The sequence below is a fragment of the Staphylococcus sp. FSL K6-3157 genome (assembly GCF_038005145.1).
Classification (GTDB): domain Bacteria; phylum Bacillota; class Bacilli; order Staphylococcales; family Staphylococcaceae; genus Staphylococcus; species Staphylococcus equorum.
Genome location: NZ_JBBOSM010000001.1, coordinates 542,287 through 561,159 on the forward strand (window position 1 = coordinate 542,287; position 18,873 = coordinate 561,159).

Sequence of the window (18,873 nt, forward strand, 5' to 3'; positions counted from 1 at the left end):
GTCTCAACTAAGACCATAAAATAGATGTTTTATTTATTTTGGTATATTTTTTATACTTATATGTTGACTATGTTATTGAGAGGTGTTATATTTATCTCGAATTAGAAACAAATTGAAAGTTGGTGACGTAATGGACCGTACAAAAGAATCATTAAATACATTCATTGGATTAAACCGAACGGTAGACTATTTGGAACAAATTGTTAGGACAGACGTTCAACGTTATGGCTTAAATCTTACAGAATTTGAAGTAATGGAATTATTGTATAACAAAGGTGATCAACCGATACAACGTATTGGACAGAGAGTATTAATTGCTAGCAGTAGCATCACATATGTTGTAGATAAATTAGAAGAAAAAGGTTTTGTAATCAGAATACGTAATGAACAAGATAAACGTGTTACCAATGCTTCGCTTACTGATCAAGGACATGCATTGATGGATGATATATTTCCAGAACATGCAGTAACGTTAACATCAACATTCTCGGTACTTACCGATGAAGAAATGACCACATTAAAACAAGCTTTGAAAAAAATAAGTGCTCAATCCACAGAAGTGTAGTAGCACTTTTAAAATTTAGTGAAAATTACTTCGAAATCGAGATAAATTATAAAATAAGGAGTTTTATTATGACAAACAATCAATTATTAGGTATCCACCACGTAACTGCGATCACTGATGATGCAGAAAGAAACTATAAATTTTTCACAGAAGTATTAGGTATGAGACTTGTTAAAAAAACAGTAAACCAAGATGACATATATACGTATCACACATTTTTTGCAGATGATGTAGGTTCACCAGGAACAGATATGACATTTTTCGATTTTCCTAATGTGCCAAAAGGTACTGGAGGAACAAATTCAATTTCACGTTCATCGTTTAGAGTTCCAAATGATGCAGCGCTTGAATATTATGAACAACGTTTTAATGACTTTGAAATAAAACATGATGGTATACAAACGTTATTTGGCACAAAAGTTTTACCATTTGAAGAAGTGGATGGTCAAAGATACCAACTTGTATCAGATGAACATAATACAGGTGTTGCACCGGGTACACCATGGAAAAATGGTCCTGTACCAACAGACAAAGCTATTTATGGATTGGGACCAATTGAAATTACAGTTAGCTATTTTGAAGATTTTATCAAAATATTAGAACAAGTCTTTGGTATGAAAGTGAAACATGAAGAAGATAATGTTGCTTTATTAGAGGTCGGCGAAGGTGGCAATGGCGGTCAAGTAATTTTAAGAAAAGATGTTGAAGGAGCAGCATCGCGTCAAGGCTACGGTGAAGTACATCATGTGTCATTTAGATTAAAAGATCATGAAGCAATTGAGCAATGGATGGAAAAATATAAAGAATTAGGTATAGGTAATTCTGGCTTAGTAGATAGATTTTATTTTGAAGCTTTATATGCACGTATTGGTCATATATTAATTGAAGTATCTACAGATGGCCCAGGTTTTATGGGTGACGAACCATATGAAACACTTGGAGAAAGTCTAGCACTGCCACCATTTTTAGAAGAGCAACGTGAATATATTGAATCAGAAGTCAAACCATTTAACACAAAACGATAAAGCACTCGCGTTTAAAAAAGTGCAGAGGTAAATAATCAGGGGGGAACAATTATGGAAGCAATTCAACACATTCATCATATTTCAGCAATTGTAGGTAATCCAGAAGAAAACATTCAGTTTTATAGAGATATATTAAATTTAAAATTAATTAAAAAAACAGTGAATTTCGATGACCCGTCTACGTATCATTTATATTTCTCGAATGGCAACGTCGATAATGGAACGATATTAACGTTTTTCAATTGGCCAAATGCGCATAAAGGTCGTATTGGTGCAGGACAAGTTGAAAGAATTGCGTTTAGAATTCCAAAAGATGCTATTGCAGCTTGGGAACAACATTTACTAGAAAATGATATAAATGTAGAAAGAACACAGTTATTCGATAAAGAAACTTTAGAGTTTGATGATATACATGGTTTGCCATTGGCACTTGTTGAAGGAGAAACAAATGGAGATAATGACAAAGACATTATTGGTTTTCATGGTGTGACGATGTTGTCGCTGGATCCAATAGCGACTGTACGTACCTTAACAAAGGATATGGGATTGTCGCAAGTAAGTGAAAACGATGATTATATCCATATTGAAACAGCTGGTGATTGGCAACATCACGTCATGGTTCAGAAAGTCGCACCGGAAGAACATGTACGTTGGGGTGTTAGCGTTGTACATCACATTGCTTGGTCTGTACCTACAGATAAAGACCATCGTGGTTGGCAAGTAAAAATGACAGGAAAAGGTTACCACGTAACAGATGTTAAGGACCGTAATTATTTTAATGCAGTTTACATGAAAGAACATGGTGGTATTATTTTTGAATTTGCGACAGAGGGGCCAGGGTTTACCGTTGATGAACGGTTTGAGGAACTTGGTACACATTTGATGTTACCACCTCAATATGAAGAAAAAAGAGAAGAACTTTTACGCCATTTACCACCAATTAGAATATAGTGATGTATGATAATAGCAATTTTACACAGTAGCAAGTTTAATGAATATAATACAAAATTAAAGGAGATGTCGTTATATGGAACACATTTTTAAAGAAGGCGAAGCAAACGCACCTACATTTATTTTATTACATGGTACAGGTGGGGATGAAAAAGACTTGTTACCATTAGGTGAAGTATTGAATTCTAAATATAATGTATTAAGCGTTAGAGGAGAGGTTTCTGAAAATGGTATGAACCGTTACTTCAAACGTCTAGGAGAAGGAAAATACGATATCGAAGATTTAGAATATAGAACAGAGCGCTTAATTACATTTTTAAAAGAAGCGGCTGATAAATATAACTTTGATTTAGCACAAGCCATACCGGTAGGATTTTCAAATGGCTCAAATATAGCGATTAGCATGATGTTACATGATGATATTACATTTAAAAAAGCATTGTTATATGCACCACTTTATCCTGTAGATTTAGTGAACAATAAAGATTTAAGTGATGTAGATGTATTACTCTCTATGGGAGAAAACGATCCAATCGTTACTGTAGAAGCTAGTAAGAATGTAATTGATATTTTTGAAAGTCGTGGAGCAAATGTGACGCAAGTTTGGGTGAATAGTCACGAACTAACGCAAGCAGGTATTCAAGCAGGTCAAACAGTATTAAATCAATAATATATAATAGTGAAAAATGTGAAACATTAAAATAATAGCAAGAAATAGAAGGCATAAACTTCATGTGTGTAATAGAGCGCATGCAGTTTATGTCTTGTTTTTAAATTTATAGATCATAATAACTAGATTTAAAATAGATAAAAAATAAGAGTCACTCTCAAAATAGAGTGACTCAGTGCGGTGGCAAAATATTCAATTTTGTCTATATCCTATAAAACTGATTTTCTTTCGGAATATAGATAATCAATTATGTGTTATTCGGGTTTGTTTTTAAGTATACCTTTAATAAATATTGGAATTAATAGAATGAAACCGAAAATACCCATGATAGGGAATACTTTGCCTATCAATTCGATAAAACCAATAAAAGTTGTAGCAAAAGTAATAATTGCCATTATGGTAATTAAAATGTAATACGATTTACTATAAGGCTCAGTAAATCGTGAGGCGAACGCATACATTAATCCTACGACTGTGTTATAAATAACTAAAATCATAACGATAGCCATAAATACACCAATAAAAGGGGAAATATTATTGGCTAGTAATAATGATGGGAGTGCAACGCCTGTAATTTGGGCGAATTCTGTAACCATACCGAGATTGAGCATTAATAATAGGAAGGTAATGATAATACCACCAAAAATACCGCCCCAAATAGTTGATTTTTCAAATTTTAAACGACCTCCCATTACTGAAAGGAAGCTAAAAGCAGCAGCAATTTGTAAACTTCCGTAATTGATAGCATCGAACCACCACCAGTTATCTGTACGGCCTTCACTATTTGCATAGCTGTCAGCAGCCTCAAAATTAAATTGGCCAGTTGAAAAATAATATATTGCAATAATCGTTACAATTAAGACTAAGAATGGGGTAACCATGCCTAATACAGTAATTAAGCGATCAAATTTTAAAAATAGTGTTAATAAAATAACTAAGATTAATAAAAATGAACTAAGACCATAGGGAATATCAAAACTTTCATTAATTGTAGATACGCCACCTGCAGTCATAATCATTGCTAATGCAAATAAAAATAATGTTAATATGACATCAAATATCGTTGCAATAGTACGAGGTAAGTAAAATTTGATCGGTTCTGTATGACTATGTGAACGCAGACGATAACCTGTGTTCAGTACAAAAACCCCGCCAACAGTAATAATCAAGCCAGTAATAAAAACACCATACACACTAAAATTACCGTTACTTGTAAAAAATTGGAAAATTTCTTGCCCTGTAGCAAAGCCAGCACCTACTACAACACCGACAAATGCAAAAGCAACAATAATAATTTCTTTTAATTTATTCATATTGTTTGGAATCCTTTCATGACAATTCATTATCCGAATTAAGTTATGTTATATAAAAAGCATCACAATAGTTAATTCTACCTTAAAAAGGAAGAGAAATAAACACGAAAGTTTATTTGGTGTAGACATATGTATATCAGGAGAGTACTCAGCGAGGTATTTCGGAATATCGCTACGATTAAAGTGAAATATGTGTGGGTATATAGTGAAGGTCATTTTAGTGCGTTAAACTTCAAATTTTGATAGTATGTTTTTCTGTTAATGAATTTTTGAAAGAAAGTATACAAAAATTGTTTGATATTAAAAATAGAGAGAGGGAGTTATGTGACTTTACTAAACTTACCATTAATGTTGCTCATCGTTATATTTTTAGCGCTTGGCATTTTCAGCCAGTGGTTTGCTACCAGAATTAAATGGCCATCGATTGTAGTCATGGCTATCGTAGGGTTACTCGTAGGGCCTATATTTGGTCTGATTAACCCTCAAGAAAGTTTAGGACAAGAAGTGTTCAGTCCGTTAGTATCATTAGCTGTAGCTATTATCTTATTCGAAGGAAGTAGTAATTTAGACTTTCGTGAATTAAAAGGTATTTCTAAGGCAGTGATGCGTATCATTACTATAGGAGCTACGATTGCTTGGATCTTAGGTTCAATTGCCTTACATTACGTATTAGGATTCTCATGGGCAATTTCACTCGTCTTAGGCGGTTTATTTTTAATAACGGGGCCTACCGTAATTCAACCATTATTAAAACAAGCTAAAGTTCGAAAAAGTGTAGATTCAATATTAAGATGGGAAAGTATCATACTTGATCCTATTGGACCTATGTTAGCGCTCGGTGCTTTTTATGTGTTTCAAATATTTGAACAGGGCTTTGAATTGCAAATTATATTGAGTTTTGTCTTACGCTTCTTAGTAGCTGTGGTCATCGGTTTTGGTGCATCATACTTATTTATGTGGCTGATTAAACGTGATTTAATTCCTCAAAATCTCATGCCACCAATTCAATTAGTCTTTATTTTATTAATATTTGCTATTTGTGATGAAATTTTACCAGAATCTGGATTACTTGCAGTCACAATTTTCGGTTTAATGATGGCACGTATGAAACGTCACGATTTAATATTCAAAGAATCTGATCATTTTATCGAGAACACGTCATCAATCATGATCTCGACGGTCTTTATTTTAATTACATCTTCTTTAACATTAGAAGTGTTAAAAAGTGTCATGTCGTGGAAATTATTTATTTTCTGTGCAATCATGATTATTTTAATTAGGCCGATTTCAATCATACTGGCTACGATAAATACAGAAATTTCAAAACGTGAACGCGCGATGGTGTCTATGATGGCGCCGCGTGGCATTGTCGTACTTACTGTTGCTCAGTTTTTTGGGGGCTTATTCGTAGAGAAAGGTACACCAATGGCTGAATTCATCACGCCAGTTACTTTTGGATTAGTGTTTATTACCGTAGTGATTTATGGTTTTAGTTTCTTACCGTTGAGTAAAGTTATGAGGCTTTCAAGTACAGAACCACCGGGTGTAATCATTGTAGGAGAAAGTGAATTTGCTTTTCATCTCGGCGCAAAATTGAGAGAACATAATATTCCAGTTATGGCATTTAATTTATTTAAAAATACGTCTCAACGCTCACATGATTTAGATTTTGAAATTTTTGAAGGCAATTTACTGTCGAGTAATGATCGTATTTATGCAGATATGACACGTTACAACAAATGTTTACTCATGACGCAATCATTTGTATTTAACAGTCTAGCATTTAATGAATTAGTCCCAGAATTTGGTTTGAAAAATGTAGATATGATGCCCGTGTCGTTTAGTGATGAACATGCACGAAGTAATGTCGATGGGCCAATCAAAAATCATATTTTGTTTGATTGGAATTTTACATCACGTTGGTTTAACCGTTTTATTAAAGATCACAATATTATAGAAATACCAGTATCTTGTAAAGGTGAGTTAACTGAAAATGATATGATACTTTATCATATTAGTGATGGTAAAGTCGTAACATTCAAGCGTGGTAATAATAATCCTGTAGAATCAGAAAAAGGGATGATTGGTTATTTGAAAGACGCTTATTTACATCAGAATATATAGAAAAAATCCATTTGCGCAATAATTTATTGTTAGCAAATGGATTTTTTATGCGTTTATTGAGTTGCTTTAATTTACGAAGCGATCATGCATTAATTCTTTTAAGATATCAATTTTTTCTTGGATAGTTTGACCTGAATTCGTATCACGTATTTTTTTACGTTGTAATTCTTTATCTACGACGCGACGAATCGAAAGTTCATCAGCGCCGTTAAGCAGAACATGCTCTTTCGAATTAAAATGTTTATGAGCTACAAGCTGCATACCGAATGAGTTATAAAGTAAAGTATAGCCTGCGATACCAGTCGTTGATTGGTAGGCTTTTGAGAAGCCACCGTCGATTACGATCATTTTACCTTCTGCTTTAATTGGATTCTCGCCATCAATTTCTTTCACAGGGGTATGTCCGTTGATAATATGGCCTTGTTCAGGATCTAATCCAAAGTCTTTTAGCATTTTTTTACACATATCTACATCTTCACGTAAATAATAATATGGGTTTTTAGCTTCTTTATGTGCTGATTTATCACTAATAAAGTAACGTTCGAAAGTTGTCATTGCTCGTTTACCAAATAGTGAAGAATATTTACCAGTCCATAAATACCACACGAGATCAGTTGCTAAGTCATCTTCAATTTCTTTATTATCGAATGCTTTTCTGACGTGAGTTTCAAAGTAGTCTAATAGATTTCGACCATAGCGTTTTTCACCGTCTATCGTCATAGATTCCATTTCACCATTTTCATCTACAGGAATGCAACCATGGATAAGTAAATTACCGTTATAAGGCAAATAGAGCTTACCTTTTTGCATTAAGAAAGTCATATGACGTTTTAATTTTTCTGATTGTTGAACAGATAATAATAAATTGTTCATCACTTCTTCTTCTTCTTCAAGTAATTTATTAGGATCTTCAGGATCAATTGTTTGGAAACAAGTGTTTTCTAACGTGTAAGTCTTGCCGTACAATGTTGCTTCATTTTTTGCATAGTCGATATTTTCTAACACTAAACGTTCTTCCATTTCAAATGCTGGACGACGTTTAATAATAGGCGCTTCTAATTTAAACTGTAAGATTGCGACAGCTTGATGTATTTTCGTAATTTGTTCTAATTCTGCTTGGGTTAAATCCTGAGTATTTTTAGGTTGAAATGCCTTATTATTACCATCATAGTATTTCTCAGCAAGTGTTAATAATGGACGTAAATTAATACCGTAGGCATCTTCAACAATATCTAAATTATTGTAACGTGCACAAATGCGCAGTAAATTGGCTAAACAAACCTTAGAACCAGCATAAGCTCCAATCCATAAAACGTCATGATTGCCCCATTGAATATCTACTGAGGGATAATCAATAAGTGTTTCTAAAATTTTATCTGGTTCTGGTCCCCGATCATAAATATCACCCACAACATGTAAATGATTAACTACTAAATGTTGGATGGTAAATGATAGACCGATGATTAAATCATCAGATTGTTCAAGCTCTATGATTTGATTGATTAATGTTTCGTAATAGGAATGTTTGTTATTGTATTTATTACTTTTATACAGTAATTCTTCAATAATAAAGACATAGTTTTTAGGCAGCGATTTACGTAATTTTGTTCGTGTATATTTTGATGAGGCATATGTAATCAATTTAATTAAACGATTAATTGTAGTTACGTACCACTCATCTAATTCAGCTTTAGAAGTAAAATTATTTTTTATTAATTTTATTTTTTCTTCTGGGTAGTATACGAGTGAGGAAAATTCATTAATTTCTTTACGTGTTAAAGTATCTTGGAAAATGTCATTGATTTTTGACAGTACATTTCCAGAGCCATTACGTAACACGTGTTGGAAAGCATGGAACTCACCGTGTAAATCACTGACGAAGTGTTCTGTGCCTTTTGGAAGTTCTAAAATAGATTCCAAATTAATGATTTCTGTAGCCAATTCTTCTTTTGAGTGAAATTGTTCTGAAAGTAAATCTAAATATCTGTCCTTTACGCTTTTATCCGTTGTTTTACACATGATTTATGTCACTCCAGTTGTATAGTTTTTGTAATGTTTTGTATTACAGCTATGTAAAACGCTTTCATTATATAGTTTTTATTGTAGCATTAATTTTGATTATTATGTCCATTTCTTATTATATTATTAACTGTACATAAATTCTAAAAAACGGCTTAATAATGAATAAACGATAGAAAATGTTTATAGTTTATATATATAGAAAAGGCAATTACTGCAAAAAATAATGTAAAATAACATGTTACTCAAATACAGTAAAAACGATATTTATATAAAAGTTGTGGGAAACATACATTTTCGTGAATTGTAAAACGAGATTAAAAGCACTAAAAGAGAATTATTACACTTTTAATTTTAAGCGTTAAAAACGCTTATGTATCAGTGTTCAAAGTGCCATAAAGCCCTTTTAACAAAAAATGGAAGAAAAAAGTTTCTGATAAGTGGTTTAAAATCTCTCTGATTTTTGTATAATGAATGCATGTGACAAAATCATAAAGTAAAAGGGAGTTTGTTCAATGTTTACATTGGGAGCATCATTACAGAGTCAAGTAGACCCGAACTGGCAAACTTATATTATGCTAATTGTTTATTTCATTGTTTTACTAGGCATAGGTTACTATGGCTTTAAACAATCGACAGGCAATGTCAGTGAATATATGTTGGGCGGCAGAAATATTGGTCCATATGTAACAGCATTATCCGCAGGGGCGTCCGACATGAGTGGTTGGATGATAATGGGACTACCTGGGGAAGTTTATACAACTGGGCTATCAGCAGCGTGGTTAGCGATTGGTCTAACTATAGGGGCATACATAAACTATATTGTTGTAGCACCGCGTCTCCGTGTATATACAGAGAAAGCTGGGGATGCCATTACGCTACCAGATTTCTTTAAAAATAGACTAGATGATAAATCTAACTCTATTAAAATAATTGCCGGGGCAATTATTGTTGTATTCTTTACGTTATATACTCATTCTGGAATGGTTTCAGGTGGGGTATTATTTGAAAGTGCATTTGGTGTAAATTATCACTTGGGTATGGTAATCGTAGCAGTTATTGTTATTGCATATACATTCTTTGGTGGTTATTTAGCAGTATCATTAACAGACTTTTTCCAAGGGGTCGTTATGATTATCGCTATGGTGATGGTACCGATTGTTGCTATGATGCAATTAAGTGGACTTGATACAATATCACAAGCAGCAGAAATAAAACCTACGAATTTGGATTTATTTAAAGGTACAACAGCAATAGGTATTATTTCATTCTTTGCTTGGGGATTAGGTTACTTTGGTCAGCCGCATATCATTGTACGTTTTATGTCTATCAAATCAATTAAACAAATACCAACAGCAAGACGTTTTGGTATCGGTTGGATGGCAGTCAGCTTACTAGGTGCAGTAGGGGTTGGTCTTACAGGTATCACATTTATTAATAGTGGTGGCGCAGACATACAAGATCCAGAAACACTATTTATTTTAATGGGACAAATTTTATTCCATCCGCTTGTTGGTGGGTTCTTACTTGCTGCTATTTTAGCCGCGATTATGAGTACAATTTCTTCACAATTGTTAGTGACATCAAGTTCATTAACAGAAGATTTTTATAAATTATTCCGTGGTGAGAAAGCAGCCAAAGAACATCAAAAAGAATTTGTTTTGGTGGGACGTTTATCAGTAATCGTTGTAGCACTTATATCGCTTTGGATTGCTTGGACACCAAACGACACGATTTTAGGTCTTGTAGGTAATGCATGGGCAGGTTTTGGTGCAGCATTTGGACCACTTGTTCTATTGTCATTATATTGGAAAGGCTTAAGTCGTACTGGTGCAGTAAGTGGTATGTTAGCAGGGGCAATTGTAGTAATTATATGGATTGCATTTGTTAAACCACTTGGTGAAATTAATGATTTCTTTAATTTATATGAAATCATACCAGGCTTCTTAACAAGTTTAATTGTAACGGTTGTAGTAAGTAAATTTACTAAAAAACCTGACATCGATGTTGAAGGGGATTTAGCAGATGTACGTCAAACTGTTAAAAGCGTTGGCAAGAAAAAGTAAAACATAATTTAAATAAGGGGTTTAAATTATGTAGTCAAAATTAAACAAATAAGCTAGATGAAGTTTTATATTAAACTATAAAGTCACTCATTTAGTTTAAAACGGGAGAAATTATATATTATAAAAGACTAACTTCAAAGGGGGAGTTAGTCTTTTTTTGATATATTTGGTTTCAAAATTTGGAGTATTTCGATTTATTACTGAATGATACTTTTTTTAATAATTGATATTAAGCATGCAATGTTTGCGATATTTAGTTTGCGGTAATTTATAAAGATAATGATTTCCTAGGAGGAGAAAAAGATGATTACTGTAAATGCGATAATGAAAATTGATCCGTCAAAGCGTGATCAGTATTTAGCGTTAGTAGAACCGCTTGTATTAGCAGCTAACAAAGAAGACGGCGCATTGTATTATGCACATTTTGAACGAACGGATGAGCCTAATACATTTGCTTTTATCGAACAATATGAAAATGAAGAAGCTTTAGAAGTACACAATGGCACAGAACACTTTCAACACTTTTTCAAAGAAGTTACGCAATATTTGATTACAAAACCAGATATTAAGGTTTCTCAAACTAAATAAAATACCATTTCAAAAATAAGAGTCTAAACTTACACAATCTCGTGAGTTTAGACTTTTTATGCCTTTTAATATGGTCGATTAAGACACTAAGCTGTTGCAGTGTAATATAATGGTGTATAATTTCATGTTGGAAGCAATTATAATAAAAATACCCCCAATTTTAAAAAGTAAGTAATACGTTTTAGTAAGGAGAGAAGAAATAATGTTATATCAACACGGAACTTTAGGTACGTTGATGGCAGGTTTATTAGAAGGCACTGCTACGATTAACGAAATTTTAGAACATGGTGATTTAGGTATAGGAACATTAACTGGTTCTGATGGTGAAGTTATTATATTAGATGGTAACGCATATCATGCCAATGAATATGGTGAGTTCAAACAATTAGAAGGTAATGAAATGACACCATTCTCTACAGTTACCCCTTTCAAAGTAGATAAGCAATTTGATGTTCGCTATATCACAGACTCTGAAGCTTTGTTAAATGAAATACAACGTCAAGCAGCGAGTAATAATATATTTATAGCTGTCAAAATCACCGGTAAATTTGAAATGATTCATGTCAGAATGATGCCGAAACAAGAGAGACCTTATACTAAATTAATAGAATCGGCTAAAAAACAACCTGAATATACGCAAGAACAAGTGCATGGTACGATTGTAGGATTTTATTCTCCACAATTATTTCATGGCGTAGCTGCAGGAGGATTTCATTTACATTTTGTTGATAAAAATAAAACGTTTGGTGGCCATGTCTTAGACTTTGAATTTAATAGTGGCTCAGTAGAAATTAGTAATATAGAAACACTTGAACAACACTTTCCTGTGAATAATGATGAATTTTTAGAAACAGATATCGATTATTCAAGCGTTCATGAAGATATTAAAGAAGCAGAATAAATCATTTGGGCGATATAAAAAGATTTTTTACATCATACTAACAATGAAATGATTTATAATAAATTGTCTATGATATTATCCAATCAAATACGACAAAATATTTTTCAAAAAGTGTTAAAATAGTAAAGTGATGTTTTAAGTTGGACATATGTAATTTTTACGATAATAAACAATATTGTATTAAATATTGAATTGTTAGTAAGCTGAGATAAATAGACTACATGTGTTTACGACCTAATAAGACTAGGATATAAATACAACATACTATGTCGTAAATGTAAATTTGAGATTACACAGTAACTGTCTGATATCTAATTGTACTTATATCAAACTTTTAAGATATTTAGTCAGCCTTGTGGGGGTTGGAATACGAAATCAAATTTCACATTTTTGATTTCTCTCCTTCTCCCATTTTTATTTGTGCTTTTTAAAGACTTTAATTTGTAGAGCACACACGTATTAAACTAATGAAAAATAAAATATTAAAGGAGATGAACACCAACATTGGTTAAATATTTAAAGTCACTTGTTCGATTTAATTCCATGAAAATCGATGTTGCTAAAGGTTTAAGACAAGCTATATTAATGTTTATCCCACTCATTATTGGTTATTTAATGGGTCATCTTTCTACAGGATTATTAATATCTACTGGTACTTTAGCACATATATATGTATTTGGTGGGTCATCTAAATCAAAACTGCGTATCGTATTTTTCTCATCGATAGGGTTATCTATTGCAATGATATTAGGTACGCTCACAGTAAGCCAACCACTTATCTTTGGTGTATTGCTACTTATTGTTACGGTCATTCCGTATTATATATTTAGTTCATTGAATATACCAGGACCTTCATCGACATTCTTTATTGTTGCTTTCAGTTTACCTTTCAACTTACCTGTAGCTCCAGAAGAAGCTTTATATAGAGGGCTCGCTATGTTTGTTGGGGGATTATTAGCAACATTAATTGTTACTATACTTATAGTTATTTCTAAAGAATCTGCAGAGTCAAAAGCCATCAAAAATGACTATAATATCATTAAACAACTTATTTATAATTTTGATGATCCGAAGGCATTTGCTAAAGCATCACAATTCGCAGTGACTGCTTTTCGAAATTCAGATACTCAACTGATTACTTCTAGTACTGCGAAATCTAAAGAATCGCCCGAATTTCAGCGTTTGCTATTACTTCATAATACAGCGCAAGGTATTCATTCAGAATTATTAGAGCTGAATGAAAAGAACATGCGTCCTTTACCTAAAGAAATCAAAGAAATGGCAGATTTTGTAATAAAACTTGTATACTCTGAAGGTAATTTTAAAAAACAATGGACAAAAGCAGTGGAAATTGATGACCAATATCAAAATCTAGTTGATAATATATTCAAAGTAGATGCAATTATGAATGCAGGTAATGAACGTGTAGAACATGAAATTGATATTCGTGTTCCTATTTATGGACACCGTATGTTAACAAATTTAACTTTGGATTCCTTTGTGTTTAGAAATACATTACGCTATACAGTTATTATGGCTATTTCAATTTTTATTGCACTTATGTTTGGCTTTGAAAAAGCATATTGGATCCCTTTAAGTACACATACAGTACTATTAGGTTCAACAACGTTACATAGTTTTGAACGTGCTGGATCTAGGGGCGTTGGTACAATTATAGGTGTGCTTGTATTATCTCTAATTTTATTATCGACGCCACCGTTACCAATTGCGATTATCTTGTTAGCTGCAGCAGCAGGTGTGACAGAGGTATTTGTGGGTGCTAACTATTCATTCGCTGTTATTTTTATAACGATTCAAGTGATCTTGTTGAATGGTATAGCAGCGAATCACTTAACAATTTTAATTGCATTACCACGCGTGATTGATGTAATTGTGGGTATTGCAATTGCTGTTATTTGTTTATTGGTAATAGGCAGAAAGACAGCGTCATCCATGTTACCAGCAACACTCGCGGACGTAGCAAGAGACGAGGCAGTATTGTTCCATTACTTGTTTGCAAGTAGTAAATATTCATCACGAGAACAAGACAAACAAGAAATGCTTCAGTTAAGCGTGAAACTTAATAACATGAAGCAAGTATATAACAGCGCAAATGGTGAACTGTTTAGTAATAAGATGGTCATACAGTATTATTATCCGAGTATTTATGCTCTAGAAGAAATTAGCTTTATGCTTACAAGAGCTTTGAGTAATGAAGAAAGGTATCATATAGATGATGAAACAATGGGCGAATACTTACTTATTTTTGAAAATATAGCAAAACATTTTGAAAGAGGTTCGCATATTAAAGTTCAAGAAATACCCGAACTACCTCAGTATATGCACATTAAAACATCATTGATGAGTATTCAAAATAATTGTATGAACGCAAGACAAAAAGTGAAATTAGCACAAGTTTAAAAAGCAAGCCAACCCTATGATGAATGAAATTAAGGGTTGGCTTGCTTTTGTTTTTTATTTGTTTTAAGGTGTCAAACAAATTTTTAAGTGTGAAGGGAAGTCTGAAGTTTGTCTGAGGTAAGACTGTCCCTAGTGATCTTGTTTATTTTTAGCTTCTTGTTCTGCTTTCTTTTCTTCTTCCTGCTTCTTCTCTTCAATATCTTTCTTAGCTTCAGTTCTTTTCTGTTCTTGTTGTTTTTCTTGGTCTTCCATTTTTTTATAACGTTCTTTTTGTCTAAAACCATAAGTACTTTCTAATATGAGTTCTTCATTGTTTAAACCAGCACCAATTGCACCGGCAACTGTTGATATAGAAGTAGCAAACCAAGCAAGATTTATATAAGTGATTAAATTTGCGGAGCCACCCATTTGTAAAGTTTGACCTAAATAACCTGAAGGCAAGACTACAAGAGTAGCAATTAAGAATAAAAAGAACAATATTATATAATAAATAATAAGTGAAACAGTTAATGTTAGTACAGTTGTCAAATTATATAACATTGTAACTCTTTTATTTCTACTTTCTTTTTTCGATTCCCATAAATGGTGCGCTACAATAATCCAAAACATCATGCCCAAAATGGCGACTACCATCATGAGTAACATGCGCCAAGATGAATAAACATAACTTAAATTCCACATCGTAGTAAAAACGATACCAAAAGCACCAGTAGTGAATGCGATGGCTACGACATTACTCAAGCTACTGAGCATGTTTAATGGGTTGTTTGCAAATGTCATACCACTGATTAAACGAAAAGAACCTTTTGTATTAGATGAAACAAAATAGTGTGTATGTTTGGAATTTGTGTCTTCTAAATATGCTGTGCGTGATTTTAAAGTTGAAAGTGGAAATTGTGATTTTAATTTCTCTTGACTTCCTTTATCGTTGTGATCATTTTTTTGTAAATCCTGTGAATGATCCATATTCACAGTTTCAATAATTCCAACTATAGATTTTTGTATACGTTTTTGAACTGGTCGCCATCCATAGGAAGGTACGGAAATTAAACTGGCACCATTACTTTTATTAATATCAAAAGCGATAACATTATTATCTTTAATAATAGGGAGGTCAGTCAGTCCTATAGTGTATTGCCAATTATTATTATTTTGGTAGTTAGCAATTTTTTCGAATATTTCTTTGGAAGTTTCTGCAGAACCAGTAAGGGGATCAACAACTGTATTGATTTTCCATTCAATATCTTTAGCGAAATAATTCGCTAATATGTCTGGCAAGTTATTTTCAAGATTGTGAGCGATTTTTTCCGTTATACCTGGTGCCGCTACTAATCCGATTTCAATCGTCCTATTTGTCATTGGAATCCTCCTCACTGTGTGATAGTTTTTTGCCATTATTGTAATCTGACGCTTGATCAGTACTATTAGTGTTATCGTCGTCTTGTTCTAGTTCTTTATATCTATAATATTGTCTGAATGAATATGTTACACGTTTGATTTTTTCAGCATTTTCAACTGTTGAACCCATGGCACCAGCTAAAATACCCAACGAAGTTATAAACCAAATAAGGTTAATATAGTTGACGAAAGTTGGTTGTTTTTCATTCAAAGAAGTCCAGCTAGAAAAGATCTCTGGTGGTACAAATAATAATGTACTTATTGTGAGTAATATAAATAATGCAGCAAAATTAAAAATGGTGATAGCGAATAATGTAGTCAATGTCGTGAAATTGTAAATGAAACGATAGGATTGTTGTGTTTTTGGATTTGGGCGTTCCCATAAATTATATGAATATATTAACCATCCGACCATGCCGCTTATAGATAATAACATGAGTAGAATAAAGCGCCAGTATTCATAATCTAAGCTCAAATCCCATGGTGTTGAGAAGATTGCGATATATGTTCCAGTTGCAAAGGATACTGAAATAATTTTTTTGAAATCTAAAATAGCAGACCAAGGTTCATTAGAAAAAGTCATGCCTAAGATTAAATGAAACCAACCTAAAAATGATGTTTTAGAAACAATACGCTTTCTATTATCTTGTTTGTTATCTTCATTTGGTATAACTTCATTGAATTTTGTTAATTTAAAATACTTTGATTTCAAAAGGCTTTTATCTGAACCTGAAGTAAAAAAATATTTAACAATAAATGTAATAAAATGACGTAGCTTGTGTTTTAAATTCACAGCACCTAATGCTGGCACAGATATTAATGCTGTTTTGTCATCTAGATTTATATCACAAATCACAGTTTTATTATTAGATAGGCTTGGTAAATCAGTGATACAAATTGTGTAGTCCCAATTCTTTTGTTTTTTTATATTTGATGCGATATCTAGTGCTTTATCCATATGTTCAGCTGTCCCAACCATGGAAGCGACATGTGTTTCAAAATCCCAATTTGTTTTATCATCTACATTGTTATGGATATCATCGGCTAGATAATCGGAAATTTTATTAATAAGTTTATGTGGCATGTCAGGTGAAGGAATTAAACCTATCGCTATATTTGTCATTATATCCCTCCTTTATAAGTACTGTATGAAATGATTAGATTCATACTTTAATTCCCGTTCATTAAGAAAATTAATCATTGCTATCTATTTTGAGTTTTTAATTGAAAGTGTATATTGCTTTGTTTGTAACTTTTCAGTAGTGGTAAACAACAATTAAGACGAAGAATAAATTATAACGTAGGAGGTTAAAGTTAATGCCTTGGACAATGGATGATTACCCACAAAGTTGGAAAAACATGGAAAAATTAGAACTTAAAAAAGCAATAGATATTGGAAATGCGATGCTCAAAGATGGTTATAAGGAAGATAGAGCAATACCTATTGCTACGAAGCAAGCTGAATCTTGGTATAAAGACGCTTCTAAAAAAGAATTAGACGAATTGAAAAACAAGAAAATAACTAAACATGAAAAAGATGATTCAGCGAACCCTGAATTAAATAATAAAGATGTTCACGTTTATTATGAAGATAATAAATGGAAGATTAAAACAGACGGTGCTAAGCAAGCTTCCGATAGTTTTGATAAGAAAGAGGATGCGATGAAACGTGCACGTAATATTGCTGATAACAGATCGACAGAAGTGAGAGAACATAAGAAAGATGAATAGCAATCAAATATTCAGTTGTCCCATGAAATAATAGAACATAGAGTAAGAGATTTCGGGACATAGATGTTAATCGCCGAAGTACTATTCCATTAACTTGATGGACTAGTACTTTTTTTAAATATATTTCAGTTTGAAAAAACAACGATACTTCAAAAATGTATTTTATCATATTTGAAGTATCTTTTTATTTAGTTAATAAATAAAAATCAGCTATAATGTAGTCTAAGTAGATCTCTTGGGAGGAAAGAAATATGTACATTGAACGTAAACCATCACTAAATATAGACGATTTGAAGGAAGAATTTAGAGAGAGTCTAAAGCATATAAATAATCAAGAAGATGCATTTGATATGGTAATAGGGTTCGTTGCTTTGGAACAATTATATTCTTCAGCACTCAAAGAAATTAGTACTAAATTAGATATTTTAGATGATAATTTTCAACAAATGTATAAACATAATCCGATCCATCATATGGAGCGTCGTGTTAAAGAAATGCGAAGCTTAATTAAAAAGTTAAATCGTAAAGGATTAGAGATAAGCACAGAGTCAGCTAGAGAAAATATATTAGATATTGCAGGTATTAGAGTGATTTGTAACTATATAGATGATATTTATGTGATAGAAGAGTTATTACTTAAACAAGAAGATGTGAAGCTCTTGAAACGTAAAGACTATATTGGAAATCCTAAAGATAATGGATATCGTAGCTTACATATCGTTGTAGCAATTCCAGTATTTTTAGCTAATACAGTAGAAACTGTGCCTGTAGAAATTCAAATCAGAACAATTGGTATGGATATGTGGGCAAGCTTAGAGCATAAAATACGTTATAAAAACACGGAAAATACTGAGAACTATAGAAATGCATTAAAGCAATGTGCAAACGAAATCACAACGGTTGAAAGTAAAATGCAAAATATACATTCTGAAGTATTCGATAATTAAGTAAAACTACATTAAAGTTGAAGCTCTAATTTGTTACTGCTGAGGAATGGATGTCGTGAGCTGCAACCGTCATAATGCTTCAAATTTTTATGAAAGTAAAATAAATATAATAACCGATATGATAGGTTCAAGACCTGTCATGTCGGTTTTTTTA

15 protein-coding genes are annotated in these 18,873 nt (G+C 32.5%); 11 read left to right on the forward strand and 4 right to left on the reverse strand.

The genetic code is table 11. From position 1 onward, the window contains the following. Positions 1 to 130 precede the first annotated feature (130 nt). The 4 genes from MHB47_RS02365 to mhqD all read left to right on the forward strand — a co-directional run bounded on the left by MHB47_RS02365 (position 131) and on the right by mhqD (position 3,211). Positions 131 to 565, forward strand: coding sequence for a MarR family winged helix-turn-helix transcriptional regulator (locus tag MHB47_RS02365; protein WP_340757259.1), 435 nt, complete (start codon positions 131 to 133; stop codon positions 563 to 565). 68 nt (positions 566 to 633) lie between these two features. Further along, entirely contained in the window at positions 634 to 1,590 is a 957-nt protein-coding gene (gene mhqE, locus MHB47_RS02370) for a ring-cleaving dioxygenase MhqE (protein WP_340754881.1), read from the forward strand. Positions 1,591 to 1,641: 51 nt separating this feature from the next. Further along, positions 1,642 to 2,541 carry a VOC family protein gene (locus tag MHB47_RS02375; RefSeq protein WP_340754883.1) on the forward strand — a complete coding sequence of 300 codons (900 nt, stop codon included), beginning with the start codon at positions 1,642 to 1,644 and terminating at the stop codon, positions 2,539 to 2,541. A 76-nt stretch (positions 2,542 to 2,617) separates the two neighbouring features. After that, positions 2,618 to 3,211, forward strand: a complete 594-nt coding sequence (gene mhqD, locus MHB47_RS02380) for a methylhydroquinone degradation carboxylesterase MhqD (protein WP_065338746.1) — start codon at positions 2,618 to 2,620, stop codon at positions 3,209 to 3,211. A 254-nt stretch (positions 3,212 to 3,465) separates the two neighbouring features. Here the strand turns inward: mhqD and MHB47_RS02385 are convergent, their stop codons facing one another. Further along, positions 3,466 to 4,524, reverse strand: coding sequence for a YkvI family membrane protein (locus MHB47_RS02385; RefSeq protein WP_340754886.1), 1,059 nt, complete (start codon positions 4,522 to 4,524; stop codon positions 3,466 to 3,468). A gap of 348 nt (positions 4,525 to 4,872) precedes the next feature. Here MHB47_RS02385 and MHB47_RS02390 point away from each other — a divergent pair, with 348 nt between their 5' ends. Continuing rightward, positions 4,873 to 6,648, forward strand: coding sequence for a cation:proton antiporter (locus tag MHB47_RS02390; RefSeq protein WP_198644030.1), 1,776 nt, complete (start codon positions 4,873 to 4,875; stop codon positions 6,646 to 6,648). A 66-nt stretch (positions 6,649 to 6,714) separates the two neighbouring features. Here the strand turns inward: MHB47_RS02390 and MHB47_RS02395 are convergent, their stop codons facing one another. Continuing rightward, positions 6,715 to 8,667, reverse strand: a complete 1,953-nt coding sequence (locus MHB47_RS02395; RefSeq protein ID WP_069802380.1) for a fructose-bisphosphatase class III — start codon at positions 8,665 to 8,667, stop codon at positions 6,715 to 6,717. Positions 8,668 to 9,182: 515 nt separating this feature from the next. Between MHB47_RS02395 and putP the strand changes: the two genes are divergently transcribed. From putP to MHB47_RS02415, 4 genes are all read left to right on the forward strand, one after another. Continuing rightward, on the forward strand, positions 9,183 to 10,733 hold the full coding sequence (gene putP, locus MHB47_RS02400) for a sodium/proline symporter PutP (RefSeq protein WP_107513502.1): 1,551 nt from the start codon (positions 9,183 to 9,185) through the stop codon (positions 10,731 to 10,733). A gap of 303 nt (positions 10,734 to 11,036) precedes the next feature. Continuing rightward, on the forward strand, positions 11,037 to 11,321 hold the full coding sequence (locus MHB47_RS02405) for a putative quinol monooxygenase (RefSeq protein WP_002506704.1): 285 nt from the start codon (positions 11,037 to 11,039) through the stop codon (positions 11,319 to 11,321). 202 nt (positions 11,322 to 11,523) lie between these two features. Continuing rightward, positions 11,524 to 12,222, forward strand: coding sequence for an acetolactate decarboxylase (gene budA / locus MHB47_RS02410; protein ID WP_021338581.1), 699 nt, complete (start codon positions 11,524 to 11,526; stop codon positions 12,220 to 12,222). A 543-nt stretch (positions 12,223 to 12,765) separates the two neighbouring features. Further along, entirely contained in the window at positions 12,766 to 14,643 is a 1,878-nt protein-coding gene (locus tag MHB47_RS02415) for an FUSC family protein (protein ID WP_340754890.1), read from the forward strand. A 129-nt stretch (positions 14,644 to 14,772) separates the two neighbouring features. Here MHB47_RS02415 and MHB47_RS02420 read toward each other — a convergent pair whose 3' ends face one another. Further along, a complete protein-coding gene (locus MHB47_RS02420) occupies positions 14,773 to 16,002 on the reverse strand; it encodes a 5,10-methylene-tetrahydrofolate dehydrogenase (RefSeq protein ID WP_340754892.1) in 1,230 nt (409 codons plus the stop codon). Continuing rightward, entirely contained in the window at positions 15,992 to 17,164 is a 1,173-nt protein-coding gene (locus MHB47_RS02425; protein ID WP_340754894.1) for a hypothetical protein, read from the reverse strand. The genes MHB47_RS02420 and MHB47_RS02425 overlap by 11 nt, the downstream gene beginning before the upstream one ends. Before the next feature lie 194 nt (positions 17,165 to 17,358). Here MHB47_RS02425 and MHB47_RS02430 point away from each other — a divergent pair, with 194 nt between their 5' ends. Continuing rightward, positions 17,359 to 17,772 (forward strand): DUF2188 domain-containing protein, encoded by a 414-nt coding sequence (locus MHB47_RS02430; protein WP_002506709.1) that lies wholly within the window; start codon positions 17,359 to 17,361, stop codon positions 17,770 to 17,772. 251 nt (positions 17,773 to 18,023) lie between these two features. Further along, the gene (locus MHB47_RS02435) at positions 18,024 to 18,719 is read left to right on the forward strand and encodes a GTP pyrophosphokinase (protein ID WP_340754896.1); all 696 of its coding nucleotides are present in this window, start codon (positions 18,024 to 18,026) and stop codon (positions 18,717 to 18,719) included. The last annotated feature ends 154 nt before the right edge of the window (positions 18,720 to 18,873 follow it).

Bases quoted from the DNA above. Each gene is read 5' to 3' on its own strand.
- MHB47_RS02365 (WP_340757259.1), top strand. From the start codon at position 131: ATGGACCGTACAAAAGAATCATTAAATACATTCATTGGATTAAACCGA.
- mhqE (WP_340754881.1), top strand. From the start codon at position 634: ATGACAAACAATCAATTATTAGGTATCCACCACGTAACTGCGATCACT.
- MHB47_RS02375 (WP_340754883.1), top strand. From the start codon at position 1,642: ATGGAAGCAATTCAACACATTCATCATATTTCAGCAATTGTAGGTAAT.
- mhqD (WP_065338746.1), top strand. From the start codon at position 2,618: ATGGAACACATTTTTAAAGAAGGCGAAGCAAACGCACCTACATTTATT.
- MHB47_RS02385 (WP_340754886.1), bottom strand. From the start codon at position 4,524: ATGAATAAATTAAAAGAAATTATTATTGTTGCTTTTGCATTTGTCGGT.
- MHB47_RS02390 (WP_198644030.1), top strand. From the start codon at position 4,873: ATGTTGCTCATCGTTATATTTTTAGCGCTTGGCATTTTCAGCCAGTGG.
- MHB47_RS02395 (WP_069802380.1), bottom strand. From the start codon at position 8,667: ATGTGTAAAACAACGGATAAAAGCGTAAAGGACAGATATTTAGATTTA.
- putP (WP_107513502.1), top strand. From the start codon at position 9,183: ATGTTTACATTGGGAGCATCATTACAGAGTCAAGTAGACCCGAACTGG.
- MHB47_RS02405 (WP_002506704.1), top strand. From the start codon at position 11,037: ATGATTACTGTAAATGCGATAATGAAAATTGATCCGTCAAAGCGTGAT.
- budA (WP_021338581.1), top strand. From the start codon at position 11,524: ATGTTATATCAACACGGAACTTTAGGTACGTTGATGGCAGGTTTATTA.
- MHB47_RS02415 (WP_340754890.1), top strand. From the start codon at position 12,766: ATGAAAATCGATGTTGCTAAAGGTTTAAGACAAGCTATATTAATGTTT.
- MHB47_RS02420 (WP_340754892.1), bottom strand. From the start codon at position 16,002: ATGACAAATAGGACGATTGAAATCGGATTAGTAGCGGCACCAGGTATA.
- MHB47_RS02425 (WP_340754894.1), bottom strand. From the start codon at position 17,164: ATGACAAATATAGCGATAGGTTTAATTCCTTCACCTGACATGCCACAT.
- MHB47_RS02430 (WP_002506709.1), top strand. From the start codon at position 17,359: ATGCCTTGGACAATGGATGATTACCCACAAAGTTGGAAAAACATGGAA.
- MHB47_RS02435 (WP_340754896.1), top strand. From the start codon at position 18,024: ATGTACATTGAACGTAAACCATCACTAAATATAGACGATTTGAAGGAA.